The sequence below is a fragment of the Neisseriaceae bacterium CLB008 genome, assembly GCA_041228285.1.
Taxonomy (GTDB): Bacteria; Pseudomonadota; Gammaproteobacteria; order Burkholderiales; family Neisseriaceae; genus JAGNPU01.
This window is the reverse complement of record CP166133.1, coordinates 1906289-1929310: the sequence shown is the minus strand read 5'-3', so window position 1 is coordinate 1929310 and position 23022 is coordinate 1906289. Positions and strand designations below refer to the sequence as shown.

At 43.8% G+C, this 23022-nt stretch carries 21 protein-coding genes; 11 read left to right on the top strand and 10 right to left on the bottom strand.

Annotated elements, in window-relative coordinates:
• Positions 1-16 precede the first annotated feature (16 nt).
• The 8 genes from AB8Q18_08865 (at position 17) to AB8Q18_08830 (ending at position 10053) form a co-directional block, all read left to right on the top strand.
• Positions 17-904, top strand: coding sequence for a helix-turn-helix transcriptional regulator (locus AB8Q18_08865; GenBank protein ID XDZ50307.1), 888 nt, complete (start codon positions 17-19; stop codon positions 902-904).
• Between the two features lie 254 nt (positions 905-1158).
• The gene (locus AB8Q18_08860) at positions 1159-1503 is read left to right on the top strand and encodes a hypothetical protein (protein XDZ50306.1); all 345 of its coding nucleotides are present in this window, start codon (positions 1159-1161) and stop codon (positions 1501-1503) included.
• 85 nt (positions 1504-1588) lie between these two features.
• Positions 1589-2476: a dynamin family protein gene (locus AB8Q18_08855; GenBank protein XDZ50305.1), complete on the top strand. Its 888-nt coding sequence runs from the start codon at positions 1589-1591 to the stop codon at positions 2474-2476.
• Complete coding sequence (locus AB8Q18_08850; protein XDZ50304.1) at positions 2473-4812, top strand: dynamin family protein; 2340 nt, start codon at positions 2473-2475, stop codon at positions 4810-4812. Before AB8Q18_08855 ends, AB8Q18_08850 begins: the two co-directional genes overlap by 4 nt.
• Positions 4809-5750 (top strand): hypothetical protein, encoded by a 942-nt coding sequence (locus tag AB8Q18_08845; protein XDZ50303.1) that lies wholly within the window; start codon positions 4809-4811, stop codon positions 5748-5750. The genes AB8Q18_08850 and AB8Q18_08845 overlap by 4 nt, the downstream gene beginning before the upstream one ends.
• 9 nt (positions 5751-5759) lie before the next feature.
• Positions 5760-9032 carry a DUF87 domain-containing protein gene (locus tag AB8Q18_08840; protein XDZ50302.1) on the top strand — a complete coding sequence of 1091 codons (3273 nt, stop codon included), beginning with the start codon at positions 5760-5762 and terminating at the stop codon, positions 9030-9032.
• Positions 9032-9661 (top strand): HNH endonuclease, encoded by a 630-nt coding sequence (locus AB8Q18_08835; GenBank protein ID XDZ50301.1) that lies wholly within the window; start codon positions 9032-9034, stop codon positions 9659-9661. The genes AB8Q18_08840 and AB8Q18_08835 overlap by 1 nt, the downstream gene beginning before the upstream one ends.
• Positions 9661-10053: a hypothetical protein gene (locus AB8Q18_08830; protein XDZ50300.1), complete on the top strand. Its 393-nt coding sequence runs from the start codon at positions 9661-9663 to the stop codon at positions 10051-10053. The genes AB8Q18_08835 and AB8Q18_08830 overlap by 1 nt, the downstream gene beginning before the upstream one ends.
• Positions 10054-10283: 230 nt before the next feature.
• On the opposite strand, the gene AB8Q18_08825 is transcribed toward AB8Q18_08830, so the two are convergent.
• The 5 genes from AB8Q18_08825 to AB8Q18_08805 form a co-directional block, all read right to left on the bottom strand.
• Positions 10284-10727: a transposase gene (locus AB8Q18_08825; protein ID XDZ50299.1), complete on the bottom strand. Its 444-nt coding sequence runs from the start codon at positions 10725-10727 to the stop codon at positions 10284-10286.
• A 271-nt stretch (positions 10728-10998) separates the two neighbouring features.
• A complete protein-coding gene (locus AB8Q18_08820) occupies positions 10999-11196 on the bottom strand; it encodes a transposase (protein XDZ50298.1) in 198 nt (65 codons plus the stop codon).
• A gap of 298 nt (positions 11197-11494) precedes the next feature.
• Positions 11495-12604, bottom strand: coding sequence for a glycosyltransferase (locus AB8Q18_08815; protein ID XDZ50297.1), 1110 nt, complete (start codon positions 12602-12604; stop codon positions 11495-11497).
• A gap of 424 nt (positions 12605-13028) precedes the next feature.
• The gene (locus AB8Q18_08810) at positions 13029-13628 is read right to left on the bottom strand and encodes a LysE/ArgO family amino acid transporter (GenBank protein ID XDZ50296.1); all 600 of its coding nucleotides are present in this window, start codon (positions 13626-13628) and stop codon (positions 13029-13031) included.
• An 88-nt stretch (positions 13629-13716) separates the two neighbouring features.
• Positions 13717-15087, bottom strand: a complete 1371-nt coding sequence (locus tag AB8Q18_08805) for a DEAD/DEAH box helicase (GenBank protein ID XDZ50295.1) — start codon at positions 15085-15087, stop codon at positions 13717-13719.
• A gap of 385 nt (positions 15088-15472) precedes the next feature.
• Here AB8Q18_08805 and AB8Q18_08800 point away from each other — a divergent pair, with 385 nt between their 5' ends.
• The gene (locus AB8Q18_08800) at positions 15473-16420 is read left to right on the top strand and encodes a class I SAM-dependent methyltransferase (protein ID XDZ50294.1); all 948 of its coding nucleotides are present in this window, start codon (positions 15473-15475) and stop codon (positions 16418-16420) included.
• A gap of 60 nt (positions 16421-16480) precedes the next feature.
• Here AB8Q18_08800 and AB8Q18_08795 read toward each other — a convergent pair whose 3' ends face one another.
• The 4 genes from AB8Q18_08795 to AB8Q18_08780 form a co-directional block, all read right to left on the bottom strand.
• The gene (locus tag AB8Q18_08795) at positions 16481-16951 is read right to left on the bottom strand and encodes a methylated-DNA--[protein]-cysteine S-methyltransferase (GenBank protein XDZ50293.1); all 471 of its coding nucleotides are present in this window, start codon (positions 16949-16951) and stop codon (positions 16481-16483) included.
• Positions 16948-18342 carry an AlkA N-terminal domain-containing protein gene (locus AB8Q18_08790; GenBank protein XDZ50292.1) on the bottom strand — a complete coding sequence of 465 codons (1395 nt, stop codon included), beginning with the start codon at positions 18340-18342 and terminating at the stop codon, positions 16948-16950. Before AB8Q18_08790 ends, AB8Q18_08795 begins: the two co-directional genes overlap by 4 nt.
• Before the next feature lie 306 nt (positions 18343-18648).
• The gene (locus tag AB8Q18_08785) at positions 18649-19122 is read right to left on the bottom strand and encodes a ProQ/FINO family protein (protein ID XDZ50291.1); all 474 of its coding nucleotides are present in this window, start codon (positions 19120-19122) and stop codon (positions 18649-18651) included.
• 194 nt (positions 19123-19316) lie between these two features.
• The gene (locus AB8Q18_08780) at positions 19317-19748 is read right to left on the bottom strand and encodes a hypothetical protein (protein XDZ50290.1); all 432 of its coding nucleotides are present in this window, start codon (positions 19746-19748) and stop codon (positions 19317-19319) included.
• A 254-nt stretch (positions 19749-20002) separates the two neighbouring features.
• Here AB8Q18_08780 and AB8Q18_08775 point away from each other — a divergent pair, with 254 nt between their 5' ends.
• Together AB8Q18_08775 and AB8Q18_08770 are read left to right on the top strand one after the other, a co-directional pair.
• Positions 20003-20620, top strand: a complete 618-nt coding sequence (locus AB8Q18_08775) for a flavin prenyltransferase UbiX (protein XDZ50289.1) — start codon at positions 20003-20005, stop codon at positions 20618-20620.
• 264 nt (positions 20621-20884) lie between these two features.
• Positions 20885-21403, top strand: a complete 519-nt coding sequence (locus AB8Q18_08770) for a hypothetical protein (protein ID XDZ50288.1) — start codon at positions 20885-20887, stop codon at positions 21401-21403.
• On the opposite strand, the gene AB8Q18_08765 is transcribed toward AB8Q18_08770, so the two are convergent.
• Positions 21400-22803 (bottom strand): DHA2 family efflux MFS transporter permease subunit, encoded by a 1404-nt coding sequence (locus AB8Q18_08765; protein XDZ50287.1) that lies wholly within the window; start codon positions 22801-22803, stop codon positions 21400-21402. The genes AB8Q18_08770 and AB8Q18_08765 overlap by 4 nt on opposite strands.
• Positions 22804-23022: the final 219 nt, after the last annotated feature.

Here is a 23022-nt window from a genome sequence, read left to right as displayed (position 1 = left end):
AAACCTTGAGATTGAGATGACAGAAGGTAAACACCAAAAATTAGCAACTCGCCTTGGCGAAATTTTACGACGCTTAAACGACGGAGAGCGTCTCACCATTAATAAATTGGCTGATGAGTTTGATGTTGATGCCCGAACCATCCGCCGAGATTTGCGTGAGCGATTGGTTTTTGTGGATTGGGTAGAGGAAGGTCCTTATTACAGTATTAATAAAGGTAAGTATGGGCATTTAAGTGATGATGATCTTAGTCGCTTGGCTAATTTTTTATGTGTACAAGGCTTATTTCCTCAAGTTGACCGAGATTTTTTTCTAACCCACCTTAAAAACAGTGTTTTGGTTAAAGGGGTGAATTACGAAGACATTCGCGAGCGATTAAGTGAATTTGATGCTTTGGCTAAGGCCATCAAAGCCAACCAAATTACCCAGTTTGTCTACACCAAAGTGAATGGCTTAGAGCGAAAAAGCTATTGTGTGCACCCTTATCATTTAGTGAATAAAAGTGGTATTTGGTATTTAATCGCTTTAGATAATGGCAAAAGAAAAACATTCTGCTTTTCACAAATTAATCAATTAGAGCTTCTTGATGAGTGGTTTCAGCCAGATAGCAATTTATTGGCTGAAATCCAAGAATCCGATAGTATTTCTTATGGAAATCAATTCAGTGAAATCGTTCTTCGGGCCAATGCCAGCGTCGCCATGTATTTTCAACGCCGCGCCTTATTGCCCAATCAAGAAATCACCCAAACCTTTGATGATGGTGCTTTGCTCATTACCTGCAAAGATGTGAACCCCATGGAAGTCGTTCCTGTCGTGCAGTATTGGCTCCCGCATATGCAAATTGTGAGCCCAATTGAATTGCAGACCAAATTAAAACAAATGCTCAAGCAATACTTGGCCAACTAGGACATAAGCTGTCCATGCCTATTGTTACACTGTGTCATTGATTGGATTAACAAGGATATTGCAGATGCCCATCGCTCCATACCCACCAAAATTATTATGCTGCCAAACTTGCTCTTGGAAAAGCCCAACCATCAAAAGTGATGCTTTGCCTGGCCTATCCAATTGCCCCAAATGTGGCAGCAGCCAAATCAAAATACAAGAAGCCAGCTCTTGGGATTTGGTAACGGAATGGTTCAAAAAATAAGGAAAATACCATGTTTTTTAAAAAGAAAAAACCAATAATTTTGCAGTTCAGTGATGTATCACAAATTGACAATCTGGTCGCAGAACGCAAAAGTTTTCACATTCATGGCATTGATTTTGAAAACACGTTTGATCAATGTACGTCAATAGAAGAAGCCATCGAAGCCGCTGGTTTAACTTGTCGCATTTACACCAAGGGCCGAATCGTGGCTGCTGCTACGGGTATCTTCTCAATGGGCGCAGGCCTGGCCGCTTTAACAGGCATTGCTGCACATAATATCCTTACATGGAATCCGCAATATGAAATTTGCCGAGATCTGGCAAATGGGCGGATTTTGGTGGAGTGGAAGAAGTAGATTATTTTATTGTGTGACATGGTTTTATTCAGTATCTGGGCCTATTTTAAATATTACTGTCTTATAAAATGAAGGTATTAATCAAGTGAGTACGGATTTATTTAGCATTGCCGTGGTTGCAACCATGAGCTCTGGCAAAACGACATTAATTAACAGCATATTGGGTATAGAGTTATTGTACTCTGCGAATGAAGCGACAACAGCTAAGATTACTGCTATTCGACAAGATAATGATTTACTTGATTTTCAAAAAAATGGTTTTGTTAAAAAAGCACGAAGTAAAAAAATAACGCCTGTAAAGCATATTAACAAAGAGATTTTGGTGGAGCTGAACCAAGATGTCGAGGTGTCTTATATTGAGGTAAGGGGGCCTTATCAGAACCTCGTTAACATGACTCAATCAGTAATGATTTATGACAGTCCAGGACCCAATAACAGTCAAGATAAAAGGCATCAGGTTATTTTAGAGCGGTTTATATCCGATACTAAATTAGATTTGATCATTTATGTGTTAAATGCAACTCAAATTGGTATTGAGGATGATAAGCGGCTATTGGAGTTTATTAAAAAGGTTGAGAATAACACAAAGCATATTATGTTTGTTATTAACAAAGTTGATTGCTTGGATGAGGAAAAAGGAGAAAATGCTGCAACAGCTTGTGAGAATGCTAAGCGGTATTTAAGCCAATTTAATCTGAGCAAGTTTGATAAGGCGGCAATCATCCCTATGTCTTCATTGGCTATTTTGACTGCCTCTAAATATTTAAATGGTCATCCAATGAGTCGCAGTGAAAGGCATCTTTTGGTCAATGTTATAAATAGTATGGATATTGGTCAAGAGCTAACTTTTAGTGACTTTCAAAGCATTAGTATAGAAAACAAACAAGAAATTTTTAAGCAACTTATTAGCAGTAGTGGCCTACTTGAATTTAATATTCAATTGGTAAATTATCAGAAAGGTTTAGCAGCATGATTACATTAAAAATTGAGCATAATCCATTTACTATTCAAACTAATATTTGGGTAAATGGTGAAATACCAGCCGAAAATTCAGAATTGTCTAGATTTAAATCACAGAGATTGCAATTTTGGATTGATAATTTTTTTGGTGATTTGTATGCTATTTTTGGCCAAGAACGAGAGTATGAGGTTGATTTTACTGGTGTTGAAAGTGATTGTATTGATGTGGAAGCAGCAGTAGAGAGCGCTAACACGAATGGTTTTAATATCAAGTTGGCTTTCCATCGAGTTGAGAATGGTGAGAATCGTTTATCAAAAATGAAACAGTTGATAGAAGAAGCCAAGGCCAATCCTTTATTCAGTGAATATTTTAATAGCAACAAAGAAACCCAAAAAAACCTAAATACAGCATTTGATAATAATTTTGATGTCTTTGTGGTCGCGACCATGTCGTCAGGTAAGTCAACATTCATTAACAGTATGTTAGGTTGCGATTTGCTTCCTGCACTAAATGAAGCAACTACTGCAACATTGGCACAAATCAACAATAATAAAGCCAGAAAACAAGGGCAATTTACTGTTTCTCGTCTTTCAAGAGAAGGCGATGAAATAGGGCCGCAGCGAGAAGTCAATATTAGTGATACTTCATCGAAGGATGAGGTTAGCTTTATTGCAGATTGGAATAAAGACCCTGAAACAGCTTGTATTTCAATTGATGGTAACTTAATTGGCATTGAGGAAAATGAAAATGTGCGTTTAGTGTTGACAGACACTCCAGGACCCAATAATAGCCAAGACAAAAGCCATGCAAAAACAACTATGGAACAAATTGAAAATACAGAACGAAGTCCTGTTATTTTATATATTTTGAATGCGTCACAATTGGGTATTCAAGATGATCAAGGTTTGTTAGATAGTATTTCAAAGGCAATGAGTAAGGGCGGGAAGCAAAGTAGAGACCGTTTTTTATTCATTTTAAATAAAGCAGATGTCTTTGATCCAGAAAAAGGTGAAGACTTACAAAAGATTGTTACCAGAGCCAAAGAGTATTTATGCAAGAATGGTATTGAGAATCCCAGAGTCTATCCAATATCGGCTCAATTTGCTTCATTGTTGCGAAAAAGGGGTTTAAGCCCTGATTTATTGACACGCAGTGAGCGTGGAGATTTAGCGAAATTTGAGGATTTATTCACTGAAGAAGATAGCATGGATTTAATTCAATACATGCCATTAAATCGCTCTGAGCAAATGACTCTCGATAACAAGAACCATTCAGAAGCTTTAAAACGCAGTGGAGTCCCTGCTGTAGAAGCTGTTATTAGTGAGTATATTAATAAGTATAACTTACCCCACCGTGTTAGCCGAGCACATGATGTTTTGAAGGAAGTCATCAAACTCAGTTCAAATAAAGAAATTATTACGAAAGCTTTAGAAACTGATGAAAAAGAGTTATCTATCATTGCAGATAGCTTAGAAGCTTTAAATAAGCAAAGGGACGAAGCATTAACTTCTAAAGGCTTCATTGCTGATTTGAATGACAGTGCAATTGCTGATGCCGTGGCTGATAATATTCTAAACTGTTTTGTAGATGTGCTTAGTGAGTTAAATAAAATTGGTGATACGGTTGCTCAAGGGGATGTTGAGCCGAGTCAAGCAAAAACCAGATTTACCAAACTAGAAGAGCGAGTTAACCATGTTTTGCTTAATTTAACCATTCAGTTGGAAAAAGCTCATGAGTCATCTAAAGAGTCTGTTGAAAAAGATTTATTAAATAAATACCAAGAGCATGTTAGTCGTGTGTTTGAGAGTGTTGAGGATATTCATACATTAAACCTTCCTGTTTTTGATAGTTTAAAAACACGAATCGGGCAACTTGCAGAAAAGGCGTTCGTTTTGGATGTTAGTGATCAAGATATTCAGAAACATGAACGTCAAGTAGAGCGTACTCTAATGGTGGAAAAAAGAACTTGGCGAAGCTTGTGGTTATGGAAATCTGAAGTGGAAGAAACCTATACAGCAACAGTGGTTGATGAAAAGGTTAATGTTGTCGACCTATGGGATCGTCATTTTGTTGATATTAAAATACATTTGGATAAGGTTTCTGACTTGGCGGTAGAGGAATCGAAAAAACAAGCTGGAGAGATAGTAGATAAACTTTGCAATTTCATGGCAATAGAGTTTGATAAAGCATTTTCTGATTTAACAGCAGATTTGTATGCACAAACTCAAGATAAAGCATTAAGAGAAAAAAATATTCAACAAGCCACACAGAATTTGGATGATATTAATAAATTTGAAGAAAAACTATTCCGTATTTTATCTATTAATGAAAATGGAGCAGCATCATGACCATGACCAAAGAAAAAGTGATATCCGAAATAACAAATAAAAAATCAGCTGCAGATAATGGTCAGCAGTTTCTGCACAAGCTCCCGAAAGATATTTTTGATAACAAATCATCAGAAGTTGATAACAAATCATCAGAAGAGTTTGATACAAACATTGTTTCTTGGGATGAGCGCTATTTCATGAAGCAAATAGGCACATTAATGAGTGAAGAGTTCACATACGAACGGTGTATGCATGCACTGGAAGTCAAAAGATACCTACAAGAAAAAGGTTACAAAGGCTTTACCGTGTTGGTTGACGGTGTAGAAGCAAGTGTTCACTCAGAAATCATGAATAATGAAGTTATGTCTTCGGAGGCTGGGCAATTGGATATCAATCAACTATTAAATGCAAACAAGAATTTATTAATGCAATACCAACCGACTGCTGATTTTAGTACTGCCATACAAGGTAATGATGTTGCTAAGATTAAGGCATTGTTATCTTTGTACATCAATACTAAAAGCTATTCAGTTGAAGATGTTTTGTTGTCGATTTTGTATGCTTATCAAGAATTGCCTAGTTTATTTGAAGCCTATGCAATCTCTAAGTTCAATAAAACCATTGATAATGATGAGGGTAGTTGGGATGAGCGTTACCTGTTGGAACAGCAAAGTTATTTGAATGCCAATTTTGCTATAGAGCGTTTATTACATTTAACCAATGTATTGGTGTCTTTGAATCAAAAAACAGCGCAATCACGTTTGGTTGTGAGTGAGGCAAATAAGACAAATATAAAAACCGAACCAAAAGCAGCAACGCCTGTTGCTACGCCTACTATTCGCCAAAGCCAAAGCCAAAGACAAAGCCAAAGACAAAATGATATTGTTAAGAAAATTTTTCTTATTGGTGGTGCTGTTTTGGCTGGTTTGTTGATTTTGTTTAAAATTGTTAAGTAAGGGGCTGCAATGAGTAGCAATATCGTAACGGCAAATCAATACGTGCAAAAGGCTGAACAAGCTTTGGCAGAAAGTAGTTTTGTGATTAACAAAGGCTATTTGGCGCAATTGAAAAATTGCCAAGTAGAGCCAATATTTCCCAGAAATACCTTAAATGTAAATGCAGATGTTAGTTTGTACAAAGTAGAACGAATTGTTTTAGACAATAAACAATCGGTATTAGAAAGTTTATCAGCAGCATACACAGCTTTGGGCATTGCTGGATTCTCTGTGTTTTTTTACATTGATTGTGATGGAGAAACCACAACGCTGTATATAGGTGCTCGTGGTGAACCCAATAAAATCCAAGGCTCTAATGCTGGTAGTTTGTTAACAGAAACATTTCAAGGCCATTTTGGCGGTAGCGCACTTAATAAACTAAATGGTCAAGAAATTTCGGGTATTTTGGAAAAAATCCAAAATCCTATTAACGGGCAATCTGCTGCTGCGTCCGTAACAGCTGTGTCAGGTGTTCCATCATTGGCTGTTGAGGAAAGAGAACACTTTATGCAAGGCATCGAGCGTTTTATTGATGCAGCAGAAGGGCGAAAATATCAAGCAATTATTTTGGCTGAACCTGTTTTAAAGCAAGATCTTGAAGTTATTCGAATGGGGTATGAACAAGTTGCCACACAATTATCGCCGTTGTTAAAACAAACAGCCTCATACAACGAAAATCAAAGTGAAGCCGTGAGTGATGCTCTTGGCTATAACTTGAGCCAATCCTTGGGTAAAAGTTTGAGTTTGACGGAGTCTCGAGGAGAAACGCTTACCGAGGGCTTGTCTACTACACAGGGAACGACCCAAAGTGAATCTACATCTCAGTCTTCATCAGTGAATAAAAATGGGCTGTGGGCAGCTTTACCCATTATTGGGACGTTGGCAACGACGGTTTTGAGAAGACCCATCTCGGAGTCTGAGTCCAATTCGCATTCGAGCACAACAGGCAGTAGTTACTCTGAAACAAAGTCATTAAGTACAGCTCAATCAAAAACCAATACCGAAGGTGTTACTGATACGACCACTGAAACAAGGGGTAGTAGTAAGACCAAAACAGATACTTCAACATATGGTAGTGGTAAAACACTGACCTTGGAAATGGTTGATAAGGGGATTGAGCAATTACTAGCCAAGGTCGATCACCAATTGGAGCGGGTTGAAGAAGCCAATCGTTATGGTGGTTGGAATACTGCAGCCTATTTTATTGGTGATAACTTTGCTTCATCTGAATCCTTAGCCAGTATTTTTCTTGGACTCATGAGAGGGCAAAATTCCAATACTGAAAATTTTGCTTTAACCACTTGGGATGCATCTCATAATGAGTTAAATGGTGTTTTGCGCTGGTTAAAAAACCTGTCTCATCCTCGATTGCATGCAGATTTTTTACCATCATTAGATATAGGATATTTAACACCAGCAACCTTAGTTTCAGGCCAGGAGATGGCTGTTCAGCTTAGTTTACCAAGACACTCTACATCAGGAACTGCTGTGATTAAAGCGCAGGCATTTGGTAGACAAGTTCAAAATCTAGATGGCTATTTAAAAACAAGTAATGCCATAAATAGCATTAGTTTGGGCTCTATTCACCATTTGTGGCGCGATACCAAACAAAAAGTTGAGCTGGATTTAAATAATTTAACCAGCCACATGTTTATTACTGGATCAACGGGTTCTGGTAAGAGCAATACAGTATATGAGATTTTAGGGCAGTTACAAGAGCACAATATTCCATTCATGATTATTGAACCTGCTAAAGGTGAGTATAAACATGTTTTTGGAAATCAAGATAATGTTTCGGTTTATGGCACCAATCCTAAGATTAACCATTTGCTTAGAATCAATCCATTTGCTTTTCCAGAAAATATACATGTTCTTGAGCATATTGATCGTTTAGTCGAGATTTTCAATGTTTGCTGGCCTATGTATGCGGCGATGCCTGCTATTTTAAAAGAAGCTATTTTAGATGCATATGATGGGTGTGGATGGTCGCTGGAGGAATCTATTAATCCTATAGGCTTCAATATTTTCCCATCTTTTTTTGATGTTCTACAATCGTTAGAAAAAGTAGTTCAGCAATCGAGCTTCTCTGAAGAGGTTAAATCTAATTATATTGGTTCATTGGTGACACGTGTTAAATCATTAACCAATGGTTTGAATGGGCAGATCTTTACACACAATGAAATTGACTCGGCAACATTGTTTGATAAGAGCTGTATTGTCGATTTAAGCCGAGTGGGTTCATCTGAAACAAAATCATTGATTATGGGTATTTTACTTGTTCGTTTAAATGAATACCGAATGAGTGAGGGTGGCATGAATCTGCCTTTGCGTCATGTTACTGTTCTGGAAGAAGCCCATAATATTCTCAAGGCCACGACTGCTTCAGGCCAAGAGGGAGGTGCTAGTCTAGAATCTAAATCAGTTGAGATGATTACCAATTCAATTGCTGAGATGAGAACCTATGGTGAAGGTTTTATGATTATTGACCAGTCGCCAGGTGCTGTGGATATTGCAGCAATTCGCAATACCAACACCAAGATTGTCATGAGGTTACCAGAAGAGTCAGATAGACGTGCAGCGGGTAAGTCTATTGGTTTAGATGATGAAAAACTAGATGAGCTATCAAAATTGCCGACAGGTGTCGCATTGGTCAATCAAAATAATTGGTTAGAGCCTGTTTTGTGTCGAATTAATTATTTTAATTCCCATGAAACTGTTTACCAGTTTGATGCATCTGATGCTTCTAATCGTGTTTCTACTCAAATGTTTAATTTACACGTATCACGTTTTCTTTTGCGAAAATACATGGCAGTAGTAGAAAAGGCTGATTTGCAAGTTATAACACAAGGGCTTGAATCTATAAACCTTCCGACTAATGTAAGAGTAAGTTTATTAAAAAATTTACAAGAATATCAGGAGACTGGGAAATTATCCTTGTGGAGTGACAATAAACAAATGGTGAATTTGTTGTTGCAAGTACTGGGTTCTAAATTGGCAGTAATGACAACTATAGAAAAACACCTAAAATCTGCCGTTAATCCAGACAATCCATTTCATTTGCTATCACAAAATTTGGTTGAAGTTGCTGATAACATAGTGGGTAGTGGTGCATCACGTGAAGTTTTGGATGCAGTACTTGGTTGCTATATTCAAGATTATGCCAATAAGAATTTAGAGTTGGGTAGTATGCACCATGAATGGCTTAAGTATTGTGCTGAAAGAAGCATTGGAGGGATGGTTTAATGATTGAGTCAATGGTACTTAAAGAGATTGCTAAAGAGGTTGTTAGTGAGGCAACATCGTTAAAAGATTTTTTTGTAGAAAAAACAAAAGCTGGTTTGTCAGATGCCATTTCTCAAGAGGCAAGCTTGGTTGATAATTGCCGATTACCGCGTACTGGAGGTGAGTGGGTTGAAATAAATAATGAAACCCATTGGAAACCCAATCCAGATGTTGTTCCTGATCCTGACAATGGTAAAAATGGTAATCCAAATGGTCTGACATGGGGTGAAATACTGGATAAATATGACATTGAAACCATTGTATTTAAGGATGGTTACCCAGATTTTAGTACAGTAATGGAGAGTGAAGTGAAAATTGATGACTTCACAACAGACCGCCGGATTAATTTCAATCAGGCCGATACCAAACAAGCTGAACAATGGAATGCTGAAGGAAAAGATGGCAAGACAGACTGGTCACCTGGTGATGTATCTCAATGGCGTAAAGATAATAATTATACCTGGCATGAGTGTGAGGATTGTGAAACCATGCAGCTTGTTCCTGCGGAGGTGCATAATAATATTCCCCATTCAGGGGGGATCTCTGTTGCCAAAGCCGAAGAATTATCTAAAGAAAATGAAGAGGTGTAATGATGAGTTATCACGATGAGCGGTTGGGCGAATTGTCTTTTTTTTACGGGTGGACTAAGGCACTTGGGCTTAATATAAACTCAAAAAAATATGTAATTCAATGCGTATTTGATGCATATTCTGAAAATGAAGTTGTTACTGATGAGCAGAAGAAATCATATCAACTTTTTATGGAAAAACAGGAATATTTTGAAGGACTTATTTTTGAAAACCTAACGAAATATATGCATAGTGGTGGCGTGCCCACTGGCACCGCTACTCCAAAGACATTACTCTTTAAGAGAAATGGTGACTTTGGGTTATTACTAGATTGTGATTGGGATATTGAAAATGGTGTTGTTATCGTTATTTATCCTGAGGTTAAAGTGGGAATTCAAGATATCTTTTTATAGGCTCCTATAATAATGATAATTTATTGAATCAGTGTGTGATTGGTTATTTTGGGGCCCTATTATGCAATGACCCAGCGGTTTCTGCATAACTTAAGCTGCTAAAGCATACGCTTCGGTAGGGGTTTTTATCTTTAAAGCCTGATGCGGCCGCCATGGTTATAGAATTAAAACCAGCGGCCCAGGGCTAGCCTAGCAGCACTGAGTGACTCAAAGTTATGTAGCCACGAGCATTACTCTTTGACCGTTCGAATAAGCCGTTCAACCATGCCGTTTTGCTGTGGCGTATGCGGACGTATAAACTCTTGGGCCAGACTATACTGATAGGCCATGGTGGTGTAGAGCCTAGAAGTAAATACCAAGCCATTATCGCTGCGAAGAGTTAAGCCAACCGTGGCCTGGCCTAATATGCCATAACGATTTAATAAGGCGTATTCTAAGGCGGCTACGGCAGACTTGGCATTGCCGTTTTTTCTTAAACTCCAACCCAGTAATTCTCTAGTATGGCAATCCATGACTAAGGTTAAAGCTGCCCAACGATCCTGATCACCACACCAAACTCTAACAATGTCTGTTGACCAGCGTTCATTAGGGGTGAATGCCTCAGATACGCTACTGGGCACCCTCGGTCTAAAGCCTATTTTTCGCTGCCGACACTGCCAATGTTTTAGCTTCATGATCCGCTGTACCGTCCATCTTTTCACCCAATAAGAAGGCAACAGTACGATAGCCGGCTTAAGGCAATGCCTCAATGGTCTGCTTGATTCTCGCAGCCAGCCACTGATTGATTTTAGGCTGCTTCTTGACCTTTTCGTAGTAGAAACTACGTCTGGGTAAGCCAGACCATAGACAGGCTTACGAAACCGTCACTTTAAAGCCTTCAGAGGCCATCTCGTCGATAGACGTTTGAATTGATTTTCGGTTTGGGGTTTGGCCAAGATGGCTCTATCACTTTTTTAAGAATAGAATTTGCAGCATTGCTTCGCCGTAGGCAGCATGCATTTTATCCAGCTTCTTCACTGCTGCAGGGGTAAGGTCGTGGGTGCGTGCCGCCTCGGCAATGTTGGTCTTGCCCTTGATGATTTCTTTGACGAGTTCAGCTTTACGCTTGGCGGTCCAACGCTGAATTTCTGATTCGTTGCTCATAATGACTCCTGAATAATTAAATACACAATATCATGTGCAGCTATTCTCTGGGTCATTACACCGGTTTATTGTAACTTTGGGATATTAATACACAGAATCAGGTGCAGTGATGCTTCGTTTCATGGCAAGGGCTTGGGCCTGTATTTTTAGGTGATAGGGTATTTGCCGATGATGGGATTAGCAGTCGATCAGGCCTGCTTAATTGTGTTGCGTTGGATTTAAAAAGAGGCTAGTTTTAGATGAGATAATGTCCTACCCCATCTAAATGATGGGGTAGAACTGTACTTCAAGATAACCATTATTGACGTTGTATTGTGTGTTCTAATGCCTGTATGAATCTATTTACGACGTTTGAGTATTCAAATTTTTGGACACTATTTTGTATTTCTTTTGCAGCAGGCAATGCTAAAGACCCATTAAGAATACTATTTAGAATAGTTAATAACTCATCTTCATTATCAGGATCAAATAACCAGCCATTATGGCCTGAATGAATAATATCAGCAGGACCAACCGGGCAATTGCTAGAAATGCATGGAATACCACGAGTCATCGCCTCAGCCAATACCAAAGCAAAACCCTCAGACTTTGAATTCAATAATAAAATACCAGCTTCTTCAACCTGAGACCAAGGGTCTTTTTTCCAGCCATGAAATACAATTTGTTGTCGTGTATTGTATTTGTTTATAAACTGAGAAAACTGCTTGTCTTGTTCTTTTTTACCCGTTGAGCCAATGATATCTAATGTCCATTCAGCGTCATCCAATCGGCTGACCAGCTGGACTAATTCATACACCCTTTTATTGTCATCTATTCTACCGATATAAAGCAATTTTTTAATATTTCGCTTAATGATGGGGGCTTGTGTAATAGGGTTATAAACGGTTGTAATGTTTTTTAAGCCCAGTTGATTCATTTCTTTGCTAAGCCCATCACTAATAGCAAAAATAGCATCAAAAATCTGCATTTTTTGAAAAAAATCTTGTTGTTGTTTAAGCATTTGCTTAATGGAGCCATGAGGCCATGCAATAATGGGGATATGGGTTGATTGTTTCAAGTCCGTAATCAGGGCGTGATGTTGCAAAAATGAGCTGTCTAAATCCAATACTAAAACGGCATCTAGCTTATCTTCTTTTATTTTATTGAATAGTTCAATCGTGTTTCTTTTAAAAAAATACTTGAATAAAAAACGAGGCCGTAATGGATGCTTATCTCGTAATAATCTCGGCACGGGGTAGCTGTTTGTATGCTTAAACTGGCGAGAAAACTCGACATGCTGTGGCTGATGAGTAAAATAAATGTGTGACTCAATCCCTTTTTGTTCGAAGCCGTGACAAATATCAATCAGCACTTGTTCTGTGCCACCGATGCCACCATGATTTTGAAGTAATAAAAATCCTATTTTCACGATACTTATGCCCCTTTAGGGTGTTTTTACGGCTGTTTGGTGCAGGTTTTATATGCTTTTTTAGACTGCGGTTTTATATGTAAATGAAATTTATTGTGTTTTTAATAATAAAATTTAGCTCCGAGTGGCCCTTTTTTTAGGTGGGTGAATAAAATAAAACCCATACAGTTCGTGCTGTTTGGGCTTTTTGTTATCCAAAATGGATTAACTGTAAATGTTGCAGTAAGTATATCAAATTCAAAATAAAATTTGCAAATTATTTGAAATGGGCGGTGGATGGTGTGTCTAATAAAGGAAACTTAGGGTTTTCTGCTTAAAGTTTCATGGTTTTGTCATTAAAGTGTTCTGCCAATTGGGATGTAATGAAGTCGCTGTTGCCATCAATGATGGGCAGGAAGCTAATAAACGGCTATTTTGATGGCCATTAGCTAAAGCACAACACATAGGCTAGCCCAAGCATCAATAGGCCTATGCTGATGTCCAGTACTTGCCATGCGCGGGGTTTGGCGAAAATGGGGCGCAGCAAGCGGGCGCCATAGCCGAGAGCGAAAAAGAATGAGACTGAGGCGGTGAGGGCGCCGGCGATGAATTGAGGTTGTTCGGCAGCGTATTGGGTTGAGAACGAGCCGATCAAAACGAGTGTGTCTAAATACACATGAGGATTGAGCCAGGTGAGCGCCAAGCAGGTTAGGATGGCGCTGCGGCGGCTAGTGCTGGGGGTGTTACTGGGGTTGAGGCTGTTGTGGTGTTTGAATCCGCCATAGAGGTTGCGCAGGCCATAGGCGGTAAGAAATAGGCCGCCAGCGAGACGCATAATGGCTTCTAAGCTAGGTAAGGTGCTCACGAGCCTACCAAAGCCTAAGACGCCGGCACTGATCAGAATGAAATCGGATAAGGCACAAACCAGGCACACCCAAAACACATGCTCTTTTTTTAAGCCTTGGCGTAAGATAAAGGCATTTTGGGCGCCGATGGCAAAGATCAACGAGAGCGACAGTAAAAAAGCCGTGATGAAGGTGTTCATGGGTACAGGGGCCGTAGTGGGGAGGGCTATTATGGCGCATAAAAAAAGCCGCATCAAGAAGATGCGGCTTTTCGCTTAAGCGAATGGCTTAGCCTTGGCTGCTGCCGCTAGAGCGACTGCGGCCACGAGGGGCGCCGGTGCCGGTACCACCGCTGCGTGGACGACCACTGCCGCCAGCATTGCCGCGGCCGCCGTAGCGTTTTTCACCAAAAGATGGCTTGCCGCCAGTACCTGGTGCGCCACCGCTGCGACGACGATCACCAAAGCTGCTGTTGCCACCGCGACGGCCAGAACCTGCTGATGGTTTTGGTTTGCGACGGGTTGGCTCCATGCCTTCAATGACGGCTTCAGGCAGTTTGCGGTTTAGGTAGCGTTCGATTTTGCTGACCTTCATATACTCTTTTACTTCAGCAAAAGAGATGGCAATGCCGCTGCGGCCTGCGCGGCCGGTACGGCCAATACGGTGTACGTAGTCTTCGGCTTGTTTGGGCAAGTCGTAGTTGATTACGTGGGTGATGGTGGGTACGTCAATGCCACGGGCTGCGACGTCGGTGGCCACCAAGATTTTGATGCGGCCAGTGCGTAAGTCATTTAGGGTGCGGTTACGCCAGTTTTGCGGCATGTCACCGTGTAAGCAGGCTGCGGCATAACCTTTTTCGTATAGGTCGTCGGCCAATTGTTCACTGAAGGCTTTGGTTGCGGTAAAGATCACGCATTGGTCGATGTTGGTGTCGCGCAAAATGTGGTCCATGATGCGGTCTTTGTGACGGAAGTCATCGCAGTACATCAACTGTTCTTCAATTTTGCTTTCTTCTTGCACGCGCTCTACTTCAATGCGTACTGGGTCGGTGGTCAAGCGCGCAGCTAATTTACCGACAGTGCCGTCTAGTGTGGCAGAGAACAATAGGGTTTGGCGCTCTTTAGGCGTAGCGGCCACGATGGTTTCGATGTCTTCGATGAAACCCATGTCCAACATGCGGTCAGCTTCGTCCAAAATCAATACTTCTAGACGACTGAAGTCAATGCGGCCTTGACGCATGTGGTCCATTAGGCGACCAGGAGTGGCCACGATGACGTCGATAGGACGGCTCAAGCTACGGGTTTGGTAGCCAAAAGAAGTACCGCCCACTAGGGTAACGGTGCGCAACCAACGCATGTTTTGGCCATAAACTTTAGCGTTTTCTTCAACCTGTTGTGCCAATTCGCGGGTTGGGGTTAAAACCAATACGCGAGGGCCTTTACCAGGCTTGGTGCTTTTTTGGATGACTTTTTCTAAAGAGGGCAGCAAGAAAGCTGCGGTTTTACCACTACCGGTTTGCGCTGAAACCAATAGGTCTTTGCCGTCTAAGGCGGCAGGAATCGATTGTAATTGTACGGGGGTAGGGCTGGTGTAGCCTGCATCGGCAAGTGCTGTGGCAATAGGGGCGCTGAGTTTTAAATCGGCAAATGAAATGGTCATAGTGATCCTAAAAATTCAGCAAAACACTGGCTTTGGCCCAGAATTAGGCACCAAAAGCGCACTGAATGGGATTCAGTGACGGCATAGGTTTCAAGCTTGGTTTTGCCTGAGAAGCCATTTTTTCAATGAGCGGCTTCTGCGTTAACTACATCGGCGACAACCAAAAACCTATACGGCAAGCATAAATAACTGATTTTTAATGAGAAATCACGTTGACTGGCGGCTAGCACAAGGTTGAAGACGATGGCTTCATAAAGAAGTAAAGAATCGGCATTGTACAAGCCATCATAGGAAACCGCAACCGCTTTATTGAAAAAGCCCTATAAAATGGTGATTTCGTGTAAAATGACGCCATTATTGACTGTAAGAAACCGAAGTGTGAACCATGACTGACTTCAGTCCCTTTGCCAATCGATTGGGTAAAAACATCAAACACCTGATGAAATGGGCGCGCCGCCAAGACATTGAAGCTTGGCGCTTGTACGATAAAGATGTGCCACAATTCCCTTTTGCCGTCGATATTTATGGGGACCGTATTCATCTGCAAGAATATGATACCGGTTGGTTGATGCATGAGGATGATCATAAGGTTTGGTTGCAAGGCGTGATCGATAGCATTTGTTTTGTGACTGGCTTTGATGAGTCTGCTGTTTCCATCAAAACCCGTCAGCGCCAAAAAGGCATTAATCAATATGAAAAAACGGGCTTGGCGGGCGAAGACTTTATCGTCAATGAACATGGCCGTCGCTTTTGGGTGAATCTGGAGAAATATTTAGACACCGGCCTGTTTCTTGATCATCGGCCCACACGTAAACGCGTGGGCGACTTGGCCGCAGGCAAGCGCTTTTTAAACCTGTTTGCGTATACTGGCAGCTTTAGCGTGTATGCGGCAACAGGTGGGGCGGCGTCTAGTGAGACCGTTGATTTATCTAATACATATTTAAATTGGACTAAGCGTAATTTTGAATTAAACGGTTTAGACTTGGAAAAACACCAAATCATTCGTGAGGATGTGTTTGTGTATTTAGACAATGCACGCTATGAGCGTAAGCGCTTTGATTTGATTGTGATGGATCCTCCTAGCTTTTCCAATAGCAAAAAAATGTTGGCAGACCTAGACGTTCAGCGCGATCACGTGGGCTTGATTGATGGTGCAATGACGTTATTGGATAAGCAGGGTAGCCTGTATTTTTCTAATAATTTGCGTACTTTTGAACTGGATGATGCTGTGGCCAAGCGCTATGTGGTGACTGATGTGTCGGGGGTGTCGGTGCCAGAAGATTTCCGTAATAAAAACATTCATCAATGTTGGTTGATTCAGCATCAGAAATAAACATTATTAAAAAGCTAATTTGAGCCGCCCTAGGGGCGGCTTTTTTGTGCACGTTTGGTTTTAGCCCATCATCTGCTGTTCATGCTGTAGTAGCCAGGCTTTAATATTGAGCCCGCCTGAATAGCCGGTGAGCTGACCGCTTTTGCCGATGACGCGGTGGCAAGGCACGATGATGGAGATGGGGTTCTTGCCATTGGCTGCGCCGACGGCCCGCTGGGCCTTGGGCCGCTGAATGTGTTGACTCACGTCTGCATAACTACAGGTATGCCCGTAGGGAATGGTTTGTAGTGCCTGCCAAACCTGTTGTTGGAAGGCCGTGCCGCCCATGTCGAGCGGTAGCGTAAAGTGTTGCAAGCGGTGATTAAAATAGGCATGCAGTTGGGCGCAGGCGGTGGCGGTCAGGTCGCTGGGCGTGGCCGGCTCGGCCATGGCCTCGACAAAGTCGACGCGGCATAGGCCTTTTTCGCTGGCGAGGATGCGGATGAGGCCGAGGTGTTCGGCTTGGTGGGGTAAGTAATAGTCTAGGTTCATGGGGTCATCTGCCATAGGTGAAAGGTGAGGTAGCTGCGCCAAGGTGCGGCCAAGCCAGATTCAAACGGGGGAAGCTGGGCCAGGCTTTTTTTGACGCCAAGGTCGGTGGCCAGCCAAATGTCGGGGTGGCTGGTACCGCGCATGAGGGCATAGTCTACCGTCCACGGGCCGATGCCTTTGAGGGTGAGCCAGTCGCTGGGATCTGGCCGTGGTTCGGTTTGATTGAAGGCCACAAAGCGGCGCAAGGTGTCTTTGCGGCTGTGGGTGGTAGCTAAGGTATTAAAGTCGGCGCTGGCTAGCTGCTGAGCCGTTGGAAAATAGTGGTGTGGCTCAGTTGCTCGATTCAGTTGCGGCGGTAGCTGGACTACTGGCCCATATTGTTGGGCGATGTGGCCGACCAGATTATGGGCGGCTTTAATGCTGACTTGCTGGCCACAGATGGCGCGAATACCGGCTTCAAACAGGGACCACACGCCAGGCAGCCTTAGTCCTTGCGTCAGCGGCAGTGACGGGCAGGCTTGGCGTAAATGGGCTTCAATGATGGTGGTGTCCGCATCTAGATCCAATACTCTGCGTATGTTTTGCACTACTGGGGCCAGATGACGTAGATCGCTTAAGCTGAGCTGGACGCTGAACCCATTTTTATCGGCTTGGTGGGTGGCGCTGAAGTAGCCGTGAGCGTCAGCCCAGGTAAAGGTGCGGCCATAGCTGTCTGGGCTCAACCATTCTAGTGGCGGCAGTAGGCGCGCTTGTAAGAAGTCATGTAAGGCCGTCCAGTGATAAGGTGGTCTATAGCTTAAAAACAGCGTTAAGCTTGATTCCGTATGGGCCGTGCTTTGTTTGCGTAAGGCACTGGGGGTTAGGCCAAGTTGGGCTTTAAATTGATGATTGAAATGGCTTAAGTCGTTAAAACCGCTGGCGTAGGCGACGGTGCTGATGGGTAACTGGGTTTGATGCAGCAGCTGTTTAGCAAACAGACATTTTTGGTATAAGGCATAGCCTTGGGCCGAAACGCCAAGGTGATTTTGGCACAGCTTGTTTAGGTAGCGTGGGCTAATGCCCAAGTGAGCGCTCAATTCAGCGATGGTGTGGTCATTGAGGTAGCCTTGGTGAATGAGGGCGAGCGCCTGCTGTAGCCGCGCAGTGGCGCCTTGCCAGCGCGTTGACTGTGGTGCACTGTCTGGATGGCAGCGTAGGCAAGGGCGTAGGCCAGCATTTGCGGCGGCTGCAGCGCTGGGAAAGTAGGCCACGTTTTTCTCTAGCGGTTGGCGAGCAGGACAGATGGTGCGGCAGTAGATGCCGGTGCTGAGGACCCCAATAAAAAACTGGCCGTCAAAGCGCGCGTCTCGGCTGAGTCTGGCCTGTTGGCATTGTTTGAGGTCGAGCATCATCTGGCTTCCTAAAGGTGGGTCACTTGAGCTTTAATATAAGCCATTTTGCTTAGGAATACTTGTGCTGATCGGTACTCAATAGTCAGAATGATACGATGTGTTGTTTGTTGAGATGAAGGGGGCGTTGATAGAGTGGGTTGTCGGCCGCTTGGTTTTATTTTGATGTGTGCTGCTGTGTAAGCGTAAGGGTTGAGCGACGCTTTAACCATCCAACGAAATGGTAATCGTTCATGGCTTTTAGGTTTTTATCGCGCCTAAACGCAAAAAGCCATCTGTAGACAGATGGCTTTAACAATCGAGTAAGGTTTACTCTTTAGCGGTTGTTGCGGTTTCTACCGCTTCTGCTGCTGCATCAGTTTCAACCACATCTGTAGCGGCATCAACGTCGATAACGGCAACGTCTGCTGTGGTTTCTGCTGCGTCAGCTTTAGGGGCTTCCGACTGCATGCAAGGGTGCGCCTTGGCGATCTCTTGCTCTTCTGCGGTCACTTCACCTTTGAAGCGGCCGTTCAAGTCAAAACGTTTGCCACCGCGGGCCAATGATTTGATGTAGCGGGGGCGACGGCAGTGGTTAGCCAGCACGCGAGACACCAATACGCTGTCGAACTGTGACAAGGTTTCAATCAAATCCTTGTCGATGCCGATGGCCAATGGCTTGAAACGACTAAATACATCATATTTCTTGTAGACATAATCAGCAATCATTTCTGTTTGCTTCTTTTTACTCATGGTTTGCACAGCGGCCTTAAGCGCGGCACCGAGAGAAGTTTCTGTACTCATGTGGGTGACATCCTTGGCAACAAGCGTTTTACTTGTTTGATCTAAAATTGATACAAAATTAAGGCACAATCAATATTCATTGGCTGTGCCTAGATTTAATAATACACAGATTTTCCCACAAAACCAGCGTGGTTGTCAGCTGTTTTATTTAAAAGGCTGAGTTCTGGCGCCAATCAGCGGCTAATCAATCAATGCTAAAGGCATTTTTTTGGTAGGTTTTGCCATGCACGAGAGAGCTCGGAACCGTTGGCGTAGAGCTTGATGGTGCTGGTGGCTGGGGTATTGCGCGTGATGTCTAGGGTGATCCCCATGCGCTGGCTAATCGGGTTCATCAGGCCAACGGAATAAGCCTGATGGTCGTAGCTGTGCTGACCAATAAACGACTCTGGTAGACGAAAAGACGTCTTGATTTGCGCTTGTAGACACTGCATGACGTCGTCTGATGGGCGGTTTGCGGTGTAGGTTTGATCGGGTGTGTCGGTGCGTAGGGGCAGCGCATTGCTGCGGATAATGGGCTTGGGCGTGATGCTGCTGGCCTTGGGTGTGCTGCTGGCGTGATTGCTGGGCGCGGCGCAGGCACCTAATAATAGGCTACCGGCCAGTATGAGGGGTAAGAACAGTCGCACAGATCCTCCTTGCTATGGTGTTGGGCGTGGGGCGCAAAGGCGCATGAGGCTGATAGAGTCTAGCCGCTATGTGCAGATAGAGTCAGAAAAATGCAAATGGTTGCATGATTCTTTTAAGCATAAAGTACTCGAACGGTGTCGACAAGCGTGGTTGCACTACTCGCTGTCTGTGCACGGAGCAGACAAAGGCAGCTTTTCGTGGCGGAGTGTTTTATAATGGGGTACTAAACAATCAGCAATGGATGATGGACATCATGAGGGTAATCAGACCAATCAATACTGTCTGTGTGGCATTAACCGGGGCATCGGGCATGCCTTACGGCATTCGCTTGATCGAAAGCCTGCTGGCGGCGAATAAGCGGGTATGGGTGCTGTATTCTCAGGCGGCGCAAATTGTGGCCAAGCAAGAGATGGACCTGACTTTGCCCTCGTCTCCTAAAGCCTGCGCTGAGATGCTGCGCGAAAAGTTTGGGGTGGCGCCAGAGCAGTTGAGCGTGTTTGGCAAAGAAGAGTGGTTTGCCCCTGTGGCGTCGGGCACTAATCCTGCCGATGCGATGGTGGTGTGCCCTGCAACCGTGGGGACAATGGCGGCGATTGCGCAAGGTTTGTCGGATAATTTGATTGAACGCGCAGCCGATGTATCCATTAAAGAGGGACGGCCATTGATTATTGTGCCTCGTGAAACTCCTCTGTCGACCATACACTTACGTAATATGCTGGCCTTGTCCGAGACAGGTGTGTGTATTTTACCGCCTTCACCAGGGTTTTATCATCATCCACAAAGCATTGAAGATATGGTGGATTTTGTAGTGGCGCGTATTTTGGATCAGCTGAATATTCCGCATCAGTTGATGAAGAAGTGGGCCGAATAAACCTCAGTTATTAAATAGTCTTGACAAGTTGATGCGCAGTGTTTAATCTAAAAGCCATGAATACCCAAACTAATTTCACCTTTTCTTTTTCATATTGGTACCGCACCTCGAGGGCGGGCCTTATGTGTGCATGGTGAATAGATTTAGTTTACGACACGAATACACAAAAAAGCCGCCTGATGATAGGGCGGCTTTTTTGATGGTCAATAATCAGTAAAGGCGCCCAAGCAGCAGCGGTAGGAACCACTAAAAAAGGACGAAAAAATGCTTGCCAGCGCCAAACAACTTCATCAAACAGCCCCTAAGCCTGAACAAGAAACGGTTCAGGCATGGCACCTCATTGTGGATGGCGATGCCGCCACGCCCATTACTATGCCCCCTAGTATCATGGCGCTGCCCAAAGTCAGCGAAGCCCTAGTGCCGCAAATTCGCATGGTCGCTTGCCTTGTAGCCGCTATGCGCCACGATTTTGAACAGGTCAGCCCGCATCGTTTTACTGAAGAGGCTGATTGGTTTGCCGCGCGTATCTTGGTGCTGCAGGCACGCCGTTTCTTCTTAGACGTCACCCTCTTGCCGATGTTGGCGCTGGCCAACCAGCGAGCGCAAGCGTTTGCCCAGCAGCATGGCCTTACATTTGTGGCGGCAGAGGGCTGCTTGAGCCTGCATTCTGGTCGGCCTGATCAAACCCTCATCGTGGAAACGCCAGCCCTGAATCATGGCCAATTGGACTTAGGCCTAGTGCAAAATAGCCTATTGCTGCGCCAGTTAAGCCGCTTAGCCTAGTGCTTCTGGGCCAAGTTGTCGCCGTCTTTTTGGTGTAAGCGGCTAAAGACCAGGCTCGAGGCCATGGTGGCGAGGCCCAAGATGACGAAGGTGATTCTGAAGGCGGTGTGGGTGTCGCCGACCCAGTTTTGGCCATCAAAAAAGCGTAGGCAAGCAGCGCCGATGGCAATGCCAAAACCAATGGATAACTGCTGATTCACCGCCACTAGGCTGTTGCCGCTGCTGGCCTGATGTGGCCGCAGATTAGATAAAGAAATGGTGTTCATGGCGGTAAACTGAATGGAGTTCGACGCGCCCATGACGAATAGCAAGGGAATCAAGTAATACAGCGGCGTGTTGGCCGTCGGTAGTGCCAGCAAAATAGACATAAAACCAATAAAGAGGGTGTTGCCCACTAAGACTTTACGATAACTGTAGCGGGTTAATAAGGGTTTGATAAAGGGCTTGATTAAGAGTGCTGCAATGGCCATCGGCGCCAGCATCCACCCTGCAGTACTGGCAGAATTTAAAAAAGCCACCTGTAGCAGCAGCGGCAGCAGTAGTGGCATGGCGCTGATGCCGACGCGGGTGACGAGGTTGCCCCAGATGCCGATGCGGAAGGTGCGAATTTTAAATAAATCCATTGAGAATAAAGGACTAGGCATGCGTTCAGCGTAGCGCACATAGCCCGCTAATAAGGCCAGGCCAATGGCCATGACGGTGACGGCAAACGGTAGGCCCGCTCCTTGACCAGCGAACTCTAGTCCTAAAGACAGCAGTACGACGGCCGAGCCAAATAGGGCGTAGCCAAGAAAATCCATGTGGACTTCAGGTTCGCGAAAATCGGGCATGAATTTATAAGCGCTGATGAGACCGAGCACGCCAATGGGGATGTTGATGAGGAATACCCAATGCCAACTGGCCACTTCAACTAAATAACCACCGACTAAAGGGCCAATAATAGGCCCAATCAGGGCAGGCATGGTGGCGTAGTTAATAACCGATAAAAACTCTGAACGATCATAGGCTTTGATGAGGGTGAGTCGCGCGATGGGCGTCATCATGGCGCCGCCGATGCCTTGAATGACTCGGGAAAAGACCAGGGTGGATAAGGTGGGTGACAGGGCGCACAGCAAGGAGCCAATGCAGAACAGTACCACGGCAACCATAAAGGTTTTTTTGGTGCCGTAGCGGTCGGCAAAATAGCCGCTGACGGGAATCAGTAGCGCGACGGTGAGGGCATAACTGATGATGGCCGATTGCATATTGAGCGGGGATTCATTTAAATCCCGTGCCATAGACGGTAGGGCGGTGTTCAAAATGGTGGCGTCTAACATCTGCATGAAAATGGCAGAGGCCACGATAATGGGCAGTATTTTTTTGACTTTCGCCGATATAACGGGCGCGACGTAGTTTTGCATAGATGATCACTCTATAGAGGAAGTGAAGAAGAACATGCTCGGTATCTGCCATGAATCAGTAATATCCAGCCATTTTGTGGCTGGATATTACTGATTCATGGCCATGCCGACAGGTGGGGTCAGTATACCTGATTTGCTAAGGCAGTGCCTGTGGTGATGCAAGGGTTTGTTTTAATTAGTGTGTATGTGATTGATGAGTTGGCCATTGGCCCAAAGGAG